This window comes from Pseudomonas sp. JH-2 (genome assembly GCF_036231725.1).
Lineage (GTDB): Bacteria > Pseudomonadota > Gammaproteobacteria > Pseudomonadales > Pseudomonadaceae > Pseudomonas > Pseudomonas delhiensis.
Genome location: NZ_JAZAQP010000057.1, coordinates 21,015 through 39,764, shown reverse-complemented (window position 1 = coordinate 39,764; position 18,750 = coordinate 21,015). Strand labels below are relative to the sequence as shown.

The following is an 18,750-nucleotide window of genomic DNA, read 5'->3' as shown; positions in this document are numbered from 1 at the left end:
TTGCTTTGGCGCGGGGAAAACCATTCCCCTGTAGGAGCGCGCCCTGCGCGCGAATCGCGGGCAGGGCCCGCTCCTACAGTTACCCTGTGCGCCATGTACCCGTAGGAGCGGACTCCGTCCGCGATCCAGCCGGCAGGCCGGCGATGCCGTTGGGGCCAGCGGCGGATAACCGCGAACGGTTATTCGCCCTACGTCTGACCGAAATACCGCTGCCGCTGGCAAGCATCGTAGGGCGCATAACGCCCCAGGCGTTATCCGCCGCCTGCCCCCGCGCCAGGCCCACCGGCGGATAACCGCGATGGCAATCCCCTGGAAATCGGAACTTCTCCTCGCTGCACAGCGCCTATAGTCAGAAACAACAGGTAACAAACTCCCAGCCACCGCACGGCTTCACCGGGAGTCCACCGTCTGCAGGACGCGCTCTCGAGGATGGGGAGGCCCGTTCGTGGAGTCGGGTGCCAGGGCCAGGAGGGCCGGCGCCGATCTGGAGAAAGGTAGCCGCCATGAGCAAGAAACCCTTCTACAAGAGCCTCTACGTGCAGGTGCTGATCGCCATCGCCATCGGTGTTGCCCTGGGCCACTTCTATCCGCACACGGCGGTGCTGATGAAACCCCTGGGCGACGGCTTCGTCAAACTGATCAAGATGGCCATCGCGCCCATCATCTTCTGCACCGTGGTCACCGGCATCGCCGGCATGCAGAGCATGAAGGCGGTGGGCAAGACCGGTGGCATGGCCCTGCTGTACTTCGAGGTGGTTTCCACCATCGCCCTGATCATCGGCCTGGCGGTGGTCAACATCGTCCAGCCGGGTGTGGGCATGCACGTCGACCCGGCAAGTCTGGATACCAGCAAGGTCGCCGCCTACGCCTCGGCCGGCGAGAAGCAGAGCACCATCGAGTTCCTGCTCAACATCATCCCCAACACCGTGGTCGGCGCCTTCGCCAACGGTGACATCCTCCAGGTGCTGTTCTTCTCCGTGCTCTTCGGCTACGCCCTGCACCGCATGGGCAGCTACGGCCAGCCGATCTTCCAGTTCATCGAGCGCTTCACCCAGGTGATGTTCAACATCATCAACGTGATCATGAAGGTCGCCCCCATCGGCGCCTTCGGTGCCATGGCCTTCACCATCGGCGCCTACGGCGTGGGTTCGCTGGTGCAACTGGGCGAGCTGATGGCCTGCTTCTACCTCACCTGCATCCTCTTCGTGCTCCTCGTGCTGGGCAGCATCGCGCGCTTCCATGGCTTCAACATCCTGCGTTTCATCAACTACATCCGCGAGGAACTGCTGATCGTGCTCGGCACCTCTTCCTCGGAGTCGGCGCTGCCGCGGATGATCGCCAAGATGGAGAAACTGGGCTGCGACAAGACCGTGGTCGGCCTGGTGATCCCCACCGGCTATTCCTTCAACCTCGACGGCACTTCCATCTACCTGACCATGGCCGCGGTGTTCATCGCCCAGGCCACCGACACGCAGATGGACATCATCCACCAGGTGACCCTGCTGGCGGTGCTGCTGATCGCCTCCAAGGGAGCCGCCGGCGTCACCGGCTCGGGCTTCATCGTCCTGGCTGCCACCCTGTCCGCCGTGGGCCACCTACCGGTCGCCGGCCTGGCGCTGATCCTCGGCATCGACCGCTTCATGTCCGAGGCTCGCGCGCTGACCAACCTGGTGGGCAACGGCGTGGCCACCGTTGTGGTAGCCAAGTGGTGCAAGGAACTGGACGAGGAAACCCTGCATCGCGAACTGGCCGCCGGACCCTCGGCGCTGGAAGCATCGATGGATCATTGAAAGCTTCACGCGCTACCCTCTACGGCGCCCCTGCACGGGGCGCTGTCGTTTCCTGAAGCCCGTCATGCAGGCAGTGGAGAAAGCCATGACCGAACGCAAGTCGAACTACCCGCTGTACACCCACTATTCCGGCCCGGCGCTGCTGGAGATGCCGCTGCTGAACAAGGGCAGCGCCTTCACCCCGCAGGAACGCATCGATTTCAACCTCAGCGGCCTGCTGCCGCAGACCGTGGAGACCATCGAGGAACAGGCCGAGCGCGTCTACCAGCAGTACCTGCAATGCGCCTCCGACCTCGACCGGCACGTCTACCTGCGTTCCATCCAGGACAACAACGAGACGCTGTTCTTCCGCCTGCTCGAAGGCCACCTGGAGGAAATGCTGCCGATCATCTACACCCCCACGGTGGGCCAGGCCTGCCAGGACTTCTCGAAGATCTACCGCACCCACCGCGGCCTGTTCGTCTCCTGGCCGGACCGCGAGCGCATCGACGACGTGCTGCGCAGCGCCACCAAGGACAAGGTGAAGATCATCGTGGTCACCGACAGCGAGCGCATCCTCGGCCTGGGCGACCAGGGCATCGGCGGCATGGGCATTCCCATCGGCAAGCTGTCGCTGTACACCGCCTGCGGCGGCATCAGCCCGGCCTACACGCTGCCCATCGTGCTGGACGTGGGCACCAACAACCAGGCGCTGCTGGACGACCCGCTGTACATGGGCTGGCGCCACCCGCGCATCAGCGGCAAGGACTACGACGACTTCGTCGAGCTGTTCATCCGCGCCGTGCAGCGCCGCTGGCCGGGCGTGCTGCTGCAGTTCGAGGACTTCGCCCAGACCAACGCCATGCCGCTGCTGGAGCGCTACCGCGACCAGCTGTGCTGCTTCAACGACGACATCCAGGGCACCGCCTCGGTGGCGGTGGGCACGTTGCTGGCGGCGTGCAAGGTCAAGCAGCAGAAGCTCAGCGAGCAGGTGATCACCTTCGTCGGCGCCGGTTCCGCCGGCTGCGGCATCGCCGAGCACATCATCGCCGCCATGCAACTGGAGGGGCTGAGCGAGGCGCAGGCGCGCCAGCGCATCTTCATGGTCGACCGCCATGGCCTGCTGGTGGAGGGCATGGACGGCCTGCTGGAGTTCCAGCGCAAGCTGGCGCAGAAGGCCGGCGACGTGGCCGACTGGCAGCGCGGCGAGGACGGCATCGGCCTGCTGGAGGTGGTGAGCCGGGCGAAACCGACGGTGCTGATCGGGGTTTCCGGGCAGCGCGGGCTGTTCAGCGAGGCGGTGGTCCGCGAGATGTACAAGCACTGCCCGCTGCCGCTGGTGATGCCGCTGTCCAACCCGACCTCGCGGGTCGAGGCGACCCCGGCGGAAATCCTCCAGTGGACCGAGGGCCGCGCGCTGGTCGCCACCGGCAGCCCGTTCCAGCCGGTGGAGCACGGCGGGCGCAGCATCCACATCGCCCAGTGCAACAACTCCTACATCTTCCCCGGCATCGGCCTGGGGGTGATCGCCGCCGGCGCCCGGCGCGTCACCGAGGCGATGCTGATGGCCGCCTCCAACGCCCTGGCCGAATGTTCGCCGGTGGTGACCGGGGAGGGCGACGCGGTGCTGCCGCCGCTACGTGACATCCAGCAGGTCAGCCGGCGCATCGCCTTCGCCGTGGCCAAGCAGGCCCAGGCCGAGGGCGTGGCGCTGGAAACCCCGGACGCCATGCTCTACGCCGCCATCGAGCGCAACTTCTGGGCACCGCGCTACCGGGAGTATCGTCGCCGCTCGCTGTAAGCGGGCCACGCATGGCCCGGTGCCCGGGCCGGCGAGGCGCTAGCGCTTCCGGTGCTCGCCGGTGCGGGCCGGGCGCCCGGCGCGGCGCTCCTGCAGGGTGAGCTGCAGGGCCTTGGCCACGCCGGCGCCGAGCAACCCGCCCAGCAGGGTGGCGACGACCTGCAGCAGCAGGCCCAGCGCGCTGGCGGCGTTCGTCTCGCGCAGGAAGGTCGCGACTTCCGGCCAGAGCGCCAGCCACAGGCCGACGAAGCCCAGCACCAGGTCGTACCAGAAGGCACCGACCCCGGCGGGGCGATAGCCGCGGACGAAAAGGATGAAGGCGCTGAAGGCCAGCGCCAGGAGCAGGGTGCCCAGCGTCTGGCTGAACGCATCCGGACCGGACATGGCCATCAGCTCCCCGGATCGCGAAGGCGCAGGCACTGGCGACGGTGCAGCCCCAGGCGCACCTCGTCGAGCAATGCCTCGGCACAGGCCAGCGCCTGCTGGCTCGCGACGTCGACGGGCGCGGCGGTGCGGCTGAAATCGTCGATGCGCAGGCCTTCGACCAGGGCCGGCGCTTCCACCAGCGTCCAGTCCAGCCCGCTCACTTCCAGGCTGCGGGCCAGGCCGGCGCCGAGTTGCTCGTCGGCGGCATCTTGCGGCGCCACCAGCCATTGCCAGTGGCCCACCAGGAACAGCCGCGGCACGCCGGCGCGCAGCGCGCCGTCGATGAGCGCGCCGCACTGCGGTGGCAGTTGTTGCGGCGGCTGGTCGCCGAGCATGGCGAAGATCACGTCGAGCCCCATTACGGCCTCGCTGACCTCCACGGACGATGCCAGGCCACCCAGCTTGCAGCGCAGGCCGGGGCGAGCACGCAGGCTGTTGAGGTCTTCCACCAGGGCGCTGACCTCGTGCTGCCGGTGCAGTGCGGCAGCGACCAGGGCCTGGCCGAGGCTGTCGAAGGGGCGGAACACGCCCAGCTTCAGCGTGGCTGTCTCGAGGTTGTGCATGGCGCTTCCTCCGCTTGTGTGGGCAAGGCGAACCTATGCATATCGAAGCCCCGGCGAGGGCCGAGGTTCCACCCGCGTGGCGACCGGTCGGGCCCGGTGTGGAGCCCGCCCTTGCGCGGGCGGGTTCTTTCCGGGGGGCTTTTCCTCTATCTTCTGCGTTTGCGCCTTTCTTTCTCACGCAGACCCGTCGCATGCCCGTCCCGTCGTCCCTTTCGCCATCCCTCGCCGCCGGCATCGCGGCGTTGACCCGCCACTACGCCGATACCGTCCTGCCGCTTTGGCGTGCCGCCGGCTGGAACGACGCGCTGCAGTTGCCCTACGAGGCGCTCGACGACCGCAGCGGGCAGCCCCTGGCGGCGGTGCGCTACCGCACCATGGCCTGCGCCCGCCAGTTATTCATCTTCAGCCATGCGGGGCCTGCCGACGCGGCCCGGGCCGAGGCGTTGTTCGCCGCGCTGCAGCGCCATTTCGGCGATGGTCGCGGGGGCTGGCTCTACAGCATCGACGCGGCCGGGCAGCCGCTGGACAGTCGCCGCGACCTCTACACCTTCGCCTTCGTGGTGTTCGCCTGCGCGCAGTATCACCGGCTCAGCGGCAGCGCCGCCGCGCTGGAGCTGATGACGCGCACCACCGAGCTGATCGAGCAGCGCTTCGCAGACGGCGAGGGGCTGTACCTGTCCGCGCTGGCCGAGGATTTCGCCGACGATGGCGCGCCTGTGCTGCAGAACCCCATCATGCACCTCACCGAGGCCTACCTGGCGGCCTACGCCATCGACGGCGACGCCTGGTACGGGCAGCGCCTGCGGGAGATGGGCCAGACGCTGCTGGCGCGCTTCGTCGACCCGGCCAGCGGCTGTGTGGCCGAGTTGCCGCAAGGCGAGGCGGGCAACCGCATCGAGCCGGGACACCAGTTCGAATGGTTCTCGCTGGTCATGGGCGCGCCGGCGTTGTTCGCCGGTTCCGCCCTGGAGGCCGCGCTGCGCCGTGCCTTCGTCTTCGCCCAGCGGCATGGCGTGGCCGCCGGCACCCTCGGCGTGAGCGCCGCGCTGGCGGCGGACGGCGCCCTGCAGGACGCCACCCAGCGCATCTGGGCGCAGACCGAGTTCGCCCGGGCCCTGGCCGTGGAGGGCAGTGCCCAGTCCCTCGACACCCTGGCGCTGTGGACCGAGCGCTTCCGTTCGCGCTTCCTGCACCACGGCGGCTGGCACGAGGTGCTGGCGCCGGACGGCGCGGTGTTGCGCGCGGACATGCCGTCCACCACACCCTACCACCTGCTGGGCGCCTACCAGGCGCTGCAGGCCCTGATCGAGCGCGCCTGAAGCCCGCGGCCGCCTGGCTACCGCCTGGCGGCCATGCCTTCGGCAGGGGCGATCCGCCGGAACCGCTGGCAAGCTGGAGAGTCCGTGAAAGGGTGGGCGACCGTCCGCCACCTCGCGCAACTCCAACCATCTGCACGGCCTGCCAGCGGGCCGGGGGGAACGATGCATGCAACAGCACACCAGCGAGCCGAACTTCATGCCGCCCAGCGAGTACACCACCTCCAGCGGGGTGGCGGTGCTCATCTCGCCGCGCTACATAGGCCCCGGCAAGGTCGCCGAGATGCTGCTTTCGCTGGCGAACATGCCGGCGAGCGTATCGCCGCTGGACGTCGTCATCGGGCCCTGGGAATCCCACGAGGCCGCCTTCGAGGCCTCCTTCGCCGCGGCCGAGCGCTGGGTAGGGCAACTGGACGGCCACGCCTGACGCGGATCGATGGGCAACGGCCGGCGCGGGTGCGTGCCGAGGCATTCACCCGGCCGCCGGCGCTTGCCGTCGGCGCCGTTCCCGAGCGCCTGGCCAGGGGCGTAAAGACGGAAGCTGGGCGGTGTGGCAATGCGACCGATCGTCCAGAATCACGGCGCGGAAAAGAAAATGCTGTCCAAATCCGCTGAACCCTGTATCCTGCCACCACTGCCTGCCCGGTTTAGCGGCTCCGTATTGATGCTCAGCCAGTTCTGATTTCCATCTCCTCGGTTTCTCTTCACTCTGCATTCAGTTCCAGCCAGGCATGTCGCCTGTGCTCGTTCCTACCTTGGAGATCTACATCATGGCAAACCGCCAAACTGGTACCGTCAAGTGGTTCAACGCTGAGAAGGGCTTCGGCTTCATCACCCCGGAAAGCGGCCCGGACGTCTTCGTTCACTTCCGCCAGATCGAATCCACCGGCTACAAGTCCCTGGACGAAGGCCAGCGCGTCAGCTTCCTCGTGACTGCCGGCGCCAAAGGCCCGCAAGCCGAGCAGGTTCAAGCCCTGTAAGAGCACTCTCGAGTGCCCGAAGCCCCGCATCGCATTGCGGGGCTTTTCGTTTGTGCCCGGAAAATTCCCGCCTTCTCCCTTCTCCCTTCTCCCTTCTCCCTTCGCTCGCCAGCCAGGCATTCCCGTCCCGGCGTCATCGCCTTCCTCGCTCCGAATCGAGCGCTGCACACCACTGGGCAGTCGCTGAGCCACTGCGCCTGATCCCGCCCCACCGAGGCGCCTGCCTCCTCGCCCCGCCGTCGATGTCGCTTTCATGGCACCGCCAGCCCCGGCCCTGGGCGCTCGCGGGCGGGGCCATGTCGTTTTTGCTCATGCCCATGGCGATCCTGGGCAAATGCTCGGGCGACGCCCTGGAATAGGGTTGTGCCCGCGTCCGGCAGTCTCCGGCGCCCGCCAGGTGGCGCCGTGCCACCTCATAACAAGTTCAATAAAAGGCCGACCGATGAGTATTCCAAGTGCCAAATGCGCCAGTGGCGAACTGGTCCAGGGCTTCAAGCCGCGCCACGTGACCATGCTGTCCATCGCCGGGATCATAGGCGCGGGGCTGTTCGTCGGCTCCGGCCACGCCATCGCCGCCGCGGGGCCCGCCGCGATCCTCGCCTACGCCCTGTCCGGGCTGCTGGTGGTGCTGGTGATGCGCATGCTGGGCGAGATGGCGGTGGCCAACCCCGACACCGGTTCCTTCTCCGCCTACGCCGACCAGGCCATCGGCCGCTGGGCCGGCTTCACCATCGGCTGGCTGTACTGGTGGTTCTGGGTGCTGGTGATCCCCATCGAGGCGATCGCCGCCGGGGTGATCTTCAACAGTTGGTTCCCCCAGGTGCAGACATGGGTGTTCGCCCTGGTGATGACCCTGCTGCTGACCGTCACCAACCTGTTCAGCGTGGCCAAGTACGGCGAGTTCGAATTCTGGTTCGCCATGCTCAAGGTGGGCGCCATCGTGCTGTTCATCAGCCTGGGCGCGGCGGCGCTGCTCGGCGTGCTGCCGGGGCACCAGGTCAGCGGCCTGGGCAACCTGATGCGCGGGCACGGCGGCTTCCTGCCCAACGGCTGGGGTGCCATCTTCACCGCGCTGATCACCACGCTGTTCAGCTTCATCGGCACCGAGGCGGTGACCATCGCCGCCGCCGAGTCCAGCGACCCGCGGCGCAACATCGCCAAGGCCACGCGCTCGGTGATCTGGCGCATCAGCGTGTTCTACCTGCTGTCGATCCTGGTGATCATCTCGGTGGTGCCCTGGGACGACCCCATGCTGACGACCCAGGGCTCCTACCAGCGCGCCCTGGAGCTGATGAGCGTGCCCCACGCCAAGCTGATGATGGATCTGGTGGTGCTGGTGGCCGTGGCCAGCTGCCTGAACTCGTCGATCTACATCGCCTCGCGGATGATCTACTCGCTGAGCCGCCGCAACGATGCGCCGGCCTTCATCCAGCGCACCTCGGCGGCGGGCGTGCCGCGGGCGGCGGTGATCGCCAGCACGCTGATCGGCATGCTCACCACCGTGCTGAACTTCATCGCCCCGGCGCGGGTGTTCGACTTCCTCCTCGCCAGCTCCGGCTCCATCGCCCTGCTGGTGTACCTGGCCATCGCCGTTTCGCAGCTGCGCATGCGCGCCACCCTGCAGCGGCGCAACCAGGCGATCGCCTGCCGCATGTGGCTGTTCCCCTGGCTGACCTGGGCGGTGATCGCCTTCATCAGCGGCGTGCTGGTGGTGATGTTCATCCTGCCGGAGCACCGCATCGAGGTGAGCTCCACCCTCGGCTTGACCGTGGCGACCGTGCTGTTGAGCTTCACCACCCGGCGCCAGGGCGCCCAGGCCGGCGGGCGCCTCGATCCGCTGCGTTCGGCCGGCTGACGGCAGGAGTCGCGATTGGTGGAACGGCGGCAATTCAGCGGTGCCATGCAGGGCCGCAACCTCAGGTTCGTTTCCGCGCCCCGGGCGGGCACGCAACGCCAGGGGCGGGTGGGCTTCCTGCTGCTGGAGCACTTCTCCCTGCCGGCCTTCACCCAGGCGCTGGACACCCTGGTCACGGCCAACCTGATCCGCGCCGACACCTTCGCTACCGGGACCTTCAGCCTGGACGGCGAATCGGTCACCAGCGACCTGGGGCTGGTCATCTGCCCGGGTACGGCCCTGGCGCCGGCGGCGCTCGCCGGGCTGGACCTGCTGGTGCTCTGCGGCGGCCTACGCACGCCGCTGCGCACTACGCCGGAACTGACGCGCCTGCTGCAACTGGCAGCGGAGAAGGGCGTGGCCCTGGCCGGGCTGTGGAACGGCGCCTGGTTCCTCGGCCAGGCCGGCCTGCTGGACGGCTACCGCTGCGCGGTGCATCCGGAGAACCGCGCAGCGCTGGCGGAGATCGCCCGGCACAGCGAAGTCACCAGCGAGAGCTACATGGTCGACCGCGACCGCTTCACCGCCGCCAGCCCGACCGGGGCCTTCAACATGGTGCTGGAATGGATGGACGCGCTGCACGGCCGCGAACTGGTGGACGCCGTGGCGGACATCCTGGCCTTCGAGGAATCGCGCTTCCGCCGTGCCCGCCCGGCGCTGCACGAGAAGCTCAGCGAGCCGCTGCGCGAGGCCATCAACCTGATGAGCGCCAACATCGAGGAGCCCCTCAGCCAGGACCAGCTGGCGAGCTACGTCGGCCGTTCCAAGCGGCAGATCGAGCGGCTGTTCCAGCAGCAGTTGGGCACCACGCCGGTGCGCTACTACCTGGAGCTGCGCATCACCGAGAGCCGCCGCCTGCTGCAGCACTCGGACCTGCCGATGTTCGAGGTGAGCCTGGCCTGCGGCTTCGTTTCGCCCAGCCATTTCAGCAAGTGCTACACATCCTTCTACGGCTATCCGCCGTCGAAAGAGGTGCGTTACGGGTGCGTGAAGTCGGCGAGGTAGGGCGTGCCGGCGAAGACCCCAGCCACGTCATTCCCCTGTAGGAGCGCGCCCTGCGCGCGAATCGCGGACGGAGTCCGCTCCTACGGGTGGAAGATGTGCGTAGGGCGGAACACCGGTGCCCAGGAAAATTGTGGTGGTTGGCGGATAACGCCGTAGGCGTTATGCGCCCTACGGGTTGGAAGGGGCGGCGTAGGAGCGGATTCCATCCGCGATCCGCGCCGGTGTTCCCGGCAATCGCGGACGGCGTCCTACGGGAGAATGCCGGCGCCGAGGTATCGCCCGGCGCGATACCTGCCAGCGGCAAACGCGCTCCGTTGGCGGCGGCGCGCGGGGTATAAAGCGCCCATGCGCTACCGACGTCTGGACCTCAACCTGCTGGTGGCCCTGGCCGCGCTGCTCGACGAATGCAGCGTCAGCCGGGCCGCCGAACGCCTCAACCTGGGCCAGTCGGCCACCAGCGCGGCGCTGGCGCGCCTGCGCGAGCATTTCAACGACCCGCTGCTGGTACCCCTGGGGCGGGGCCTGGCGCCCAGTGCCCTGGGCCGCCAGCTGCTGCCCAAGGTACGCGAGGCCCTGGCCCTGGCGGGGGAGGTGGTGGATGCGGCGGTGCTCTTCGACCCTTCGCAGTGCGACCGGCGCTTCACCCTGGTGGCGTCGGACTATGTGGTGGCGACCCTGTTGCCCGCGGCCAGCCGGGCTCTGTCGCAACGGGCGCCGGGCGCCTCGCTGGTGCTGCGCGACCTGCCGCTGCCGCGCGACGGCGACGTGGTGGCCGAAGCCCTGGAATACCGCCGCAGCGACCTGGTGATAGTGCCGCAGCGCCGGGTGAACCCCCGCTACCCGCAGATGCCGCTGCTCGGCGACGAGCTGTGCTGCATCGTCTGCGCCGGGCAACCGGCCTTCGCCGGCGGCCTGAGCCTGGCCGACTACTGCGCCGCCGAGCACGTGCTGCGCGAGTTCGCCGACGGCCAGAACCTGGCCATGGACGCCCTGCACCTGCGCGAACTGGGCATCGAGCGGCGCGTGGCCGTCGCGGTGCAGAGCTTTTCGCTGATGGCCGAGTTCATCGTCGGCACGCCGCGGGTGGCCACGCTGTTCCGCCGCCAGGCGCAGGCCCTGGCGCGGCGCTACCCGCTGCGCGTGCTGCCGGCGCCGTTGGCCTTTCCGACGGCGCCGCAGGTGCTGCAGTGGCACCCGCAGCAGGACCTGGACCCGGCGCTGGCCTGGCTCCGCGCCTTGCTGGCGGAGCAGGCCGCGGGGCTGGGTCAGGCCTGAGGGTCGCCGGTGTCGCCGCGCAGGCCCAGTTCCTCGATGGCCAGCAGGGCGCAGCGCTCGTCGTTGTCGGAGGTGTCGCCGCTGACGCCGATGGCGCCGAGCAGGTTGCCGGCGTCGTCGCGCAGCAGGATGCCGCCGGGCACCGGGATCACCTCGCCTCCGGTCAGGCTGTTGATCGCATCGAAGAACGCCGGCATGGCCTGGGCGCGGCGTGCCAGTTCGCGGCCGCCGAAGCCCATGCCGAGGCAGCCGCGGGCCTTGCCGCTGGCGATCTGCGGGCGCAGGAAGCTGGCCCGTTCGTCACGCAGCACGGCCAGCGGATGGCCGGCGGCGTCCAGTACCGCGGCGGCCAGCGGGCGCACGCCCAGCTCGCGGGCGTGGCGCAGGGTGGCGGCGGCCAGGCGCGTGGCGTGCTCGAAGTCGAGGGTGGTCATGCTCACAGGCTCCATTTGCCGAGTTGGGCGACGCGGTCGCGGGTATAGAGGTCGGTCCATTTCAGCGAATTGAAGTCCGAGACCTGCCTGGGGTCGTAGGCCGTGCGCTGCAGGCGCACCGGCTCGCCGGCCTTGTACACGGCGAGCAGGCGCTGGCGGTCCTGGAGGACGCGGATGTCGTCCAGGGGCGAGCCGTCGAGCACCAGCAGGTCGGCCTGCCTGCCCGCTTCCAGCGTGCCCAGGGTTTCGCCGCGTGGCATCAGCCGGGCGCCGACGTTGGTGGCGGCGTACAGCGCCTCGGCGGGGGTGAAGCCCAGGCGCGTCACCAGCAGTTCCAGCTCGCGGGCGTGCCATTCGCCGTAGGGGGTGACGGCGAAGCCGCTGTCGCTGCCGCAGGCGAAGGGGATGCCGGCGGCCTTGGCGCGGCGCAGCACCGGCGTGCCCAGCTCCAGGGTGCGCGCGCAGTAGCCGGCGTAGCCGGTGGCGATGGCCGGGTCGTGGGCCTGGCAGAAGTCCACGGTGTTCTGCGGGAAGGTCATGGTCGGGGCCAGCACGCTGCCGGCTTCCAGTAGCGCCTCGATGCAGGCGTCGTCCATGTAGAAGGCGTGGAACACCAGGTCCACGCCGGCCTTCGCCGCATACATCACCGCCTCGCGGCCATAGGCGTGGGTGGCCACCCGGCAGCCCAGGCGGTGGGCTTCCTCGACCATCTCGCGGGTCTCCTCGGCGGTGAAGGCGGCGATGATCTCGCCGTTGGGCCGGCGGTGGGTGCCGTCCATGGCGATCTTGATCAGGTCGACGCCGTCCTTGGCCTGCCGGCGGATCTCGGCAATGGCCTCGGTACGGCTGGTGACCAGGGCGGCGGTGAAGTATTCGGGGGCGCCGACGCGGCTGGGGAACCAGTCGTTGAGGCTCTGCCGGTTGGTGATCACGCGGCTGCTGGCGGCGATGCGCGGGCCCTCGAACAGGCCGGCGTTGACGGTGTTGCGCACGGCGATGCTGAGCTGGCCGCTGTCGCCGGGGCAGACCATGGAGGTGACCCCGGCGGCGAGCACGTGCTGGGCGAAGAACAGCCCGCGCAGGGCGCGGAACTCGTCGCTGGTCCAGAGATCGATGTCTTCCTCGCTCTGGGCGTTGCCGAAGGCCAGGTGGGTGTGCACGTCCACCAGCCCGGGCATGACGAAGGCGGCGCGCTCCTCGCGGTCGCCCGCTTGCGGGCGCGGCGCCGTGGCGCTGGGGCCGACGTGGCGGACCAGGCCGTTGTCGATGATCAGCGTCTGTTCGTGGCGGGCCTGCAGGCCGGTGCCGTCGAACAGGGTGGAACAGTGCAGGTGCAGGGCGCCCATGGGCGGTTTCTCCTCGGCTTCTCGTTGTGCCGGCAGGCTAGGGCGCTGCGCCCCGGCTGACCAACAGATGCTGTCGATGCCCGGCCATCGATGCCGTCGATACCTGGCGCGGGCGCATGGCGCCTGGGTTCCGGGCATGGGGCAAGCGATGCGGGGCAGGTATCGGCAGTGGCGATGCCAGGCATGGCCAATGGCGATTTTTCCCGCCGGGGCGGGCAGGGCGAGGATGCCGCCGCCATCAACCCACGAGGAAACCACCATGAACGACATCCGTACCGAACTGCTGGCCCTGGAGCAGGCGCGCCAGCGCGCGCTGGTGGAGGAGGACCACGCCGGCCTGGAGCGACTCTTCGCCGACGACCTGCTCTACGTGCACACCACCGGCCTGGTGCAGGACAGGGCGCAGTACCTGGACTACGCCCGCCACGCGGTGCGCTACCTGGCGGTGGAGCGCGGCGAACTGCGGGTACGCCTGTTCGGCGACGCCCTGGCGCTGATGAGCGGGCCGCAGTGCAACCTGCTGCAGAAGCGCGGCGGCGGCGAACCGGTGCGCGCCGAGGGCTTCGCCACGCAATTGTGGGTGAGGGAGGACGGTGGTTGGCGGATCGCTGCCTTCCATGGCACTCGCACGCCAGCATGAGGTGGCGCGGTAATTTTGCCTTTGCCCGCTAGCTTGTGCGTCCGGGCTACTGGAAGCGTCGATGGAGGTCCGGGAATATCTCCTGGGCGAACCAGGCCGGCAACCCTGGCTGCACGCTGCGGGATTTCGGCGTCGGGCTGAGTACCACGCCCAGGCGTACCAGGCGGCTCAGTTCATCGATCGCCGGGCGCGGCGTCAGGCCGGTGAAGGTCTTGAAGTCACTGCGTGGCATCTCGCCCTGCACCAGCAGGGCATGGACCGCCGCTGCGCTTTCCTCCCGGGCGCCGGCCGCGCGTAGCTGGGCGTTATAGCGGAATGCCCGCACCACTCGCTCGCGCAGGGCTGTCGGGTCGACGGCCTGGGTCATGTAGTCGATCTGGTCGTGGCAGACGTCCAGCATGAACTCGATGAAGGCGAAGTAGTGCTTGCGGCTCAGCTTGCCGCGTCCGTCCAGGTCGCCTTCGCGAGGGCGGTCGGCCAGCGCCAGCATCCGATAGTAGTCCTGGTGCTGGCGCGCCAGGCCGCGAGACAGGGACCAGAGCGTCGGCCGCAGGCCCAGGGCAACGAGGTGGATATGGGTCATCAGCCGTGTGGTGCGCCCGTTGCCGTCGAGGAACGGGTGCACGAAGGCCAGCCGGTGATGGTAGGCGAGGGCGCCGATCAGCCGGCGGCGTGGGTCGCGGGCGCGTCCGAAGCCATCGCGCAGGTGACGCAGCATCGGCAGCACGACAGAGGCGGCCGGCGCGGGCCTGCCGCCGATGGCGACTTCCTCGTCCGGCCTGGCGCGCAGCTGGCCCGGTTGCAGGAAGCGGCCGTCGTCGAGGCACCGGCTGGCATCATCGGTATCGTCGAACAGGCGTTCGTGCACGCGCTGCACCAGCGCCGGTTCGAACAAGTCGCTCCATTGCGCGGTGGGGAAGCGCCGCAGGGCCCGTTCGAACACCGCCTGCGCCTGCATGTGCCTGATGGCCAGGTCTTGCAGCAGGAGACGCTCGCGGCGTGGCGCGGCCTGCGCCTGCTGCATCATTGCGATCTCGGTATAGCGGCCCTCGATGAGGTTCGAATAGTAGCTGTTGGTTATCTGCAGCAGTTGCCCGAGCTGCTCGCTCGTTTGCCTGGCCAGGCGGCCTGCCAGGAAGGCCGCCTTGCCCGGCAGGGCGTCAGCCCGTTCGATGATCGAGGCCGGCAGCTCTTCCGGCAGTATCGGGTCCAGCCAGCCCTTGTCGGTGATCAGCGGCATTGCTGCTTTCCTGGGTGAATTTCTTCACATTTAAATTCACATTTCGTAAGGCTGCAAACCCTTATGTATTGCGGCTTGTATTTGGTTTTAGAGAGTCATTAAGAAAGTTTTTCTTCATATTTTTACCGGCAGGGCGCCGGCACGCCCGGCAGCGGGGAACGGCACCGTGATCCGGTGCCGCAGCAAGGAAGACCCCGGAGCCCTCAGGCCGTACGCCCACCCAGCGTCTCCGCCACCCAGTCCGCGATGTACTGCCCGGCGTTGATGCTGTTGTCGAAGCTGGAGTGCTGCACGCCGCCTTCGCGCTCGGTGAAGATCTTCAGCTCGCGCCTCGGGCTGTTCACCAGTTGCTCGTAGGTGCGGTGCGCCCATTTCAGCGGAATCTGCGAGTCCTTCTCGCCGTGGGTGACCAGGAAGGGCACGCGGATGCGTTCGAGCACGCCGTCCAGGTGGACGTTCTCGGCGATGCCCATGAATTCGTCGATGTCCTTCGCGCCCCAGACCCATTGCACGTGGGCCCAGTAGTGCGGCACCGGGAAGTCGCCTTCCTTCTCCAGGCGGCGCTTCTGCATGTCGCGCCAGTCGTGGTTGGCGCCCCATACCACGCCGCAGGCGAAGCGTGGTTCGAAGGCCACCGCGCGCGGGCAGTAGTAGCCGCCCAGGGACACGCCTTCCAGGCCGGTGCGCTTGGCGTCGACGTCCGCGCGGGTTTCCAGCCAGTCGAACACGCGGCTGGCCCAGTGCTCGCTGTCGTAGCGCGCGGTCAGGCCGTGCAGGCGCAGGGCCTCGCCGGTGCCGGGCTGGTCGATGATCAGCGAGGCCACGCCGCGCTTGGCCAGCCAGGCGGGCAGGCCGACGCGGTATTTCATTTCCTTGGTCGAATCCAGGCCGTTGACCTGCACCAGCAGCGGCGCCGGGCCCTCCACGCCCTCGGCGCGCACGTACAGGCCGGCGATGTGCTTGCCTTCGTAGGGGATCTCCACGCGTTCGCAGTTCTCCTTCGACAGCGCGACGCCGCGGGCGAAGGTGTCGAGGAAGCGCCGGTACAGCGCCTCGCGGCCCGGGGCGCCGTGGGCCTGCAGGCGTTCGCAGGTGAGATAGTAGGTGGCGGCGCGGTTGTACTTCTCGCCGGCGGAGAACAGGCGGCCGGCGCCCTCGTCTTCCTCGGCCAGGCCGCAGAGCTTGTCGGCCATTTTCGACCAGGTCTCGCGGAAGGCCCGGGTGCCGGCGGCGTCGGGCTGCCTGGCGGCCTCCTGCAGCGGGGCGCACATTTCCTCGATCTCGCCCAGGCGGGCGCCCATCTCGATGGCCAGGTCCACCGAGAGGTTCCAGACGTAATTGGTGGGGAAGTAGCGGAACATTCTTGTTGTCCTTCTGCGGTCGGGTTTTCCGGCGCCCGGGAATGGCGGCAGGCACGCAGGGCGCGGTTCGACGGCAAGGTACGTAGGCGGGGCGGTGCTGCGCCAATCGCGAGTGGGGATGCGAGGTATCGCCAAACGCGATGCCCCGGCGCCCTGGCGGCGGCCGGGGGCGATGGGGCGGGGTCAGCCGGTGTGGCGCAGGGCTTCGGGCTGCTGGTCGAGGCTCTGGATGAAGTCGCGGATGCGCTCGCGCAGCCAGCGGTGCATGGGGTCGCCTTCCATGCTGCGGTGCCAGAGCATGTATTCGCGCATCACCGGGATCTTCACCGGCGGCGGCAGGATGCGCAGCGGCAGGTAATGCGCGTACAGCTCGGCCAGGCGGCGGTGCATGGTGGCCACGCGCTGGGTGCCGACCAGCAGCTGGGGCAGGGTGTTGAAGTCGTTGGTGATCACTTCCAGGCGGCGGTTGAAACCGTACTGGCTCATGAACCAGTCCTCGATGCTCAGGTGCCGGTTGCGCCCGAAGCCCACCGAGATGTGGCCCATCTGCATGTACTGCTCCAGGGTCAGGCTCTCGCCCACCGCCGGGTTGTCGCGCCAGACCACGCAGACGTGGTCCTCCTCGAACAGCAGCTGCGCCGGGTGGCCGTCGATGATGTAGCGCTCGGGCACGATCATCATGTCCACCTCGCCGCGCATCAGCAGCTCGGCGCTGTTGTCGCCGGGGCTGAGCATCTCGAAGGTGATGTGCGGGGCCTGCTGGTGGATCTTCTGGATCACCTGGGCGAAGAGCACGCTGATCAGGTAGTCGGAGGTCACCAGGCGGAAGTGGCGCTTGCTGCTGGCCGGGTCGAACACCGGTTTGGCGGTGATCGAGGAGCGGATGGTCAGCAGTACCTCGCGCACGGGCCCCGCCAGTTCCAGGGCGTAGGGGGTGGGCTGCATCTTGCGGCCGACCTGCACCAGCAGCTCGTCCTCGAAGAAGGTGCGCAGGCGGCCGAGCACGCCGCTGGTGGCCGACTGCGTCATGTGCAGGCGTTCGGCGGCGCGGGTGATGTTCTGCTCTTCCAGCAGCACATCCAGCGCCACCAGCAGGTTCAGGTCCAGGTGGTGGAATCGCATGGCAGATGGCTCAGGCTTGTTGTAGTTATTTTCGCGATACCTTCCCGCCGCATCCCCGATACGTCAAGACCGCTGCGCCATGAGTGGGCGGCAAACGCCCGCCGCCATGGGCCCGCGCCCAGGTATCGCATTCGGCGATGCCTCGCATCCCCACATGCGATTGGTCAGGGCGCCATGGCGCCCGCCAACCTGCGCCCCAGTCGAGCGGCCCCCGTGCCGCGGCGACCCACCACCGGCGGCCCCCTGCCCGGCGCCGAATCATAATTTCAATGGAGTGGTAGCCATGAACATCCTTGGCCTCGACGCCCTGGTCTTCGGTGTCGACGATATCCAGGCCTGTGCCGATTGCCTGCGCGACTACGGCCTCACGGCCACGCAACTCACCGCCGACGGTGGGCGCTTCGAAGCCCTCGACGGCACCGCCATCGTCATCCGCCACGGCGACGATCCGAGCCTGCCGCCGGCCCTGGGCCCGACGCCTTCCCTGCGCGAGACCGTCTACGGCGTGGCTGGCGCCGCCGACCTGGAAGCCATCGCCGACGAACTGGGGCGCGACCGCGAGGTGCGCCGTGATGCCGCCGGCGCGCTGCACTGCGTCGACGACCTGGGCTTCGCCATCGCCTTCCAGGTCAGCTGCCGCCGTCCGTACGAGGCCCCCGCCGACCTGACCAACGCCCCTGGCAGCGCGCCGCAGCGCCCGCTCAACCAGCTGGGCATCACCCCGGACATGCCGGCGTTGCCGCGCACCTTGTCCCACGTCGTGTACTTCGTGCCCGACGCCGCCAGGGGGGAGGCCTTCTACCGCGAGCGCCTGGGCTTCGTCACCACCGACAGCTTCGTCGGCGTCGGCCCCTTCATGCGCACGGCGGGCATGGACGACCACCACTGCCTGTTCATGATCCAGACGCCGCCGCACATGCAGGGCTGCGAGCACTTCACCTTCCACCTGGGCAGCGGCACCGAAGTGCTGCTGGCCGGCACGCGCTTCCAGAACAAGGGCTGGACCAGCTTCTGGGGCCCGGGCCGGCACCTGCTGGGTTCCAACTGGTTCTGGTACTTCAACAGCCCGCTGGGCTGCCACATCGAGTACGACGCCGACATGGACAAGCACGACGACGCCTGGGCCGCGCGCCAGGCGCCGATGTCGGCGGACAACTCGCAGCTGTTCCTCTTCACCTCGCGGGAGAAGTGGGCGCCCAGCGGCCCGCCGCCAAAGCAGGGCTGAGCCGTGGAGTGCATGGCGCTGTGCCGGCTCGACGAGCTGGCCGAGGGCCAGGCGCGCGGCTTCGACCCGCAGGGCAGGGGGGCGGACGGCCTGTTCGCCCTGCGCCACCGCGGCCAGGTGCGCCTGTACCGCAACCGCTGCCCGCACCTGCTCGTGCCGCTGGAGTACCGCAAGGACAGGTTCCTCAGCGCCGACGGCCAATGGGTCGTCTGCTACGCCCACGGCGCGCGCTTCCGCCCGGACAGCGGCGAGTGCGTGTACGGCCCGTGCCGTGGCCAGGCGCTGGAAGCGCTGGCGCACGAGGAGAAGGACGGCTGGCTGCTATTGCCGCTGGCGCAACTGCAAGGCTGAGG

Annotated in this window: 18 protein-coding genes; 11 read left to right on the top strand and 7 right to left on the bottom strand. The window is 68.8% G+C overall.

Annotated elements, in window-relative coordinates; all coding sequences use genetic code 11:
* Positions 1 to 503 precede the first annotated feature (503 nt).
* A complete protein-coding gene (locus VV867_RS27140) occupies positions 504 to 1,790 on the top strand; it encodes a dicarboxylate/amino acid:cation symporter (RefSeq protein WP_109935743.1) in 1,287 nt (428 codons plus the stop codon).
* Between the two features lie 85 nt (positions 1,791 to 1,875).
* Entirely contained in the window at positions 1,876 to 3,570 is a 1,695-nt protein-coding gene (locus VV867_RS27135; protein ID WP_328568041.1) for an NAD-dependent malic enzyme, read from the top strand.
* Between the two features lie 39 nt (positions 3,571 to 3,609).
* Here the strand turns inward: VV867_RS27135 and VV867_RS27130 are convergent, their stop codons facing one another.
* Both VV867_RS27130 and VV867_RS27125 read right to left on the bottom strand, forming a co-directional pair.
* Positions 3,610 to 3,954, bottom strand: coding sequence for a hypothetical protein (locus VV867_RS27130; RefSeq protein ID WP_275630035.1), 345 nt, complete (start codon positions 3,952 to 3,954; stop codon positions 3,610 to 3,612).
* 5 nt (positions 3,955 to 3,959) lie between these two features.
* A complete protein-coding gene (locus VV867_RS27125) occupies positions 3,960 to 4,559 on the bottom strand; it encodes an NAD(P)H-binding protein (RefSeq protein ID WP_328568040.1) in 600 nt (199 codons plus the stop codon).
* A 191-nt stretch (positions 4,560 to 4,750) separates the two neighbouring features.
* Between VV867_RS27125 and VV867_RS27120 the strand changes: the two genes are divergently transcribed.
* From VV867_RS27120 to VV867_RS27095, 6 genes are all read left to right on the top strand, one after another.
* Entirely contained in the window at positions 4,751 to 5,878 is a 1,128-nt protein-coding gene (locus VV867_RS27120; RefSeq protein WP_328568039.1) for an AGE family epimerase/isomerase, read from the top strand.
* A gap of 166 nt (positions 5,879 to 6,044) precedes the next feature.
* Positions 6,045 to 6,302, top strand: a complete 258-nt coding sequence (locus VV867_RS27115) for a hypothetical protein (protein ID WP_109935740.1) — start codon at positions 6,045 to 6,047, stop codon at positions 6,300 to 6,302.
* Positions 6,303 to 6,645: 343 nt separating this feature from the next.
* Positions 6,646 to 6,855, top strand: coding sequence for a cold-shock protein (locus tag VV867_RS27110; protein ID WP_009620169.1), 210 nt, complete (start codon positions 6,646 to 6,648; stop codon positions 6,853 to 6,855).
* 442 nt (positions 6,856 to 7,297) lie between these two features.
* Positions 7,298 to 8,710, top strand: coding sequence for a GABA permease (gene gabP, locus VV867_RS27105; RefSeq protein ID WP_328568038.1), 1,413 nt, complete (start codon positions 7,298 to 7,300; stop codon positions 8,708 to 8,710).
* 18 nt (positions 8,711 to 8,728) lie between these two features.
* Positions 8,729 to 9,754, top strand: a complete 1,026-nt coding sequence (locus VV867_RS27100) for a GlxA family transcriptional regulator (protein WP_275630039.1) — start codon at positions 8,729 to 8,731, stop codon at positions 9,752 to 9,754.
* Positions 9,755 to 10,099: 345 nt separating this feature from the next.
* Entirely contained in the window at positions 10,100 to 11,029 is a 930-nt protein-coding gene (locus VV867_RS27095) for a LysR family transcriptional regulator (protein ID WP_275630040.1), read from the top strand.
* Here the strand turns inward: VV867_RS27095 and VV867_RS27090 are convergent.
* On the bottom strand, positions 11,020 to 11,463 hold the full coding sequence (locus VV867_RS27090; protein ID WP_275630041.1) for a GlcG/HbpS family heme-binding protein: 444 nt from the start codon (positions 11,461 to 11,463) through the stop codon (positions 11,020 to 11,022). The genes VV867_RS27095 and VV867_RS27090 overlap by 10 nt on opposite strands.
* Positions 11,464 to 11,465: 2 nt before the next feature.
* Positions 11,466 to 12,809: a metal-dependent hydrolase family protein gene (locus VV867_RS27085; protein ID WP_275630042.1), complete on the bottom strand. Its 1,344-nt coding sequence runs from the start codon at positions 12,807 to 12,809 to the stop codon at positions 11,466 to 11,468.
* Positions 12,810 to 13,068: 259 nt separating this feature from the next.
* Here VV867_RS27085 and VV867_RS27080 point away from each other — a divergent pair, with 259 nt between their 5' ends.
* Entirely contained in the window at positions 13,069 to 13,449 is a 381-nt protein-coding gene (locus VV867_RS27080) for a nuclear transport factor 2 family protein (protein ID WP_328568037.1), read from the top strand.
* A 46-nt stretch (positions 13,450 to 13,495) separates the two neighbouring features.
* Here the strand turns inward: VV867_RS27080 and VV867_RS27075 are convergent, their stop codons facing one another.
* The 3 genes from VV867_RS27075 to VV867_RS27065 all read right to left on the bottom strand — a co-directional run bounded on the left by VV867_RS27075 (position 13,496) and on the right by VV867_RS27065 (position 17,172).
* Positions 13,496 to 14,689, bottom strand: a complete 1,194-nt coding sequence (locus VV867_RS27075; RefSeq protein ID WP_275630044.1) for a Fic family protein — start codon at positions 14,687 to 14,689, stop codon at positions 13,496 to 13,498.
* Positions 14,690 to 14,892: 203 nt separating this feature from the next.
* Positions 14,893 to 16,050: an alpha/beta hydrolase family protein gene (locus VV867_RS27070; protein ID WP_328568036.1), complete on the bottom strand. Its 1,158-nt coding sequence runs from the start codon at positions 16,048 to 16,050 to the stop codon at positions 14,893 to 14,895.
* A gap of 183 nt (positions 16,051 to 16,233) precedes the next feature.
* Positions 16,234 to 17,172, bottom strand: a complete 939-nt coding sequence (locus VV867_RS27065) for a LysR family transcriptional regulator (protein ID WP_089393275.1) — start codon at positions 17,170 to 17,172, stop codon at positions 16,234 to 16,236.
* 283 nt (positions 17,173 to 17,455) lie between these two features.
* Between VV867_RS27065 and VV867_RS27060 the strand changes: the two genes are divergently transcribed.
* The gene (locus tag VV867_RS27060; protein WP_328568035.1) at positions 17,456 to 18,397 is read left to right on the top strand and encodes a VOC family protein; all 942 of its coding nucleotides are present in this window, start codon (positions 17,456 to 17,458) and stop codon (positions 18,395 to 18,397) included.
* Positions 18,398 to 18,409: 12 nt separating this feature from the next.
* Complete coding sequence (locus VV867_RS27055; protein ID WP_371921174.1) at positions 18,410 to 18,748, top strand: Rieske (2Fe-2S) protein; 339 nt, start codon at positions 18,410 to 18,412, stop codon at positions 18,746 to 18,748.
* Positions 18,749 to 18,750 lie beyond the last annotated feature (2 nt).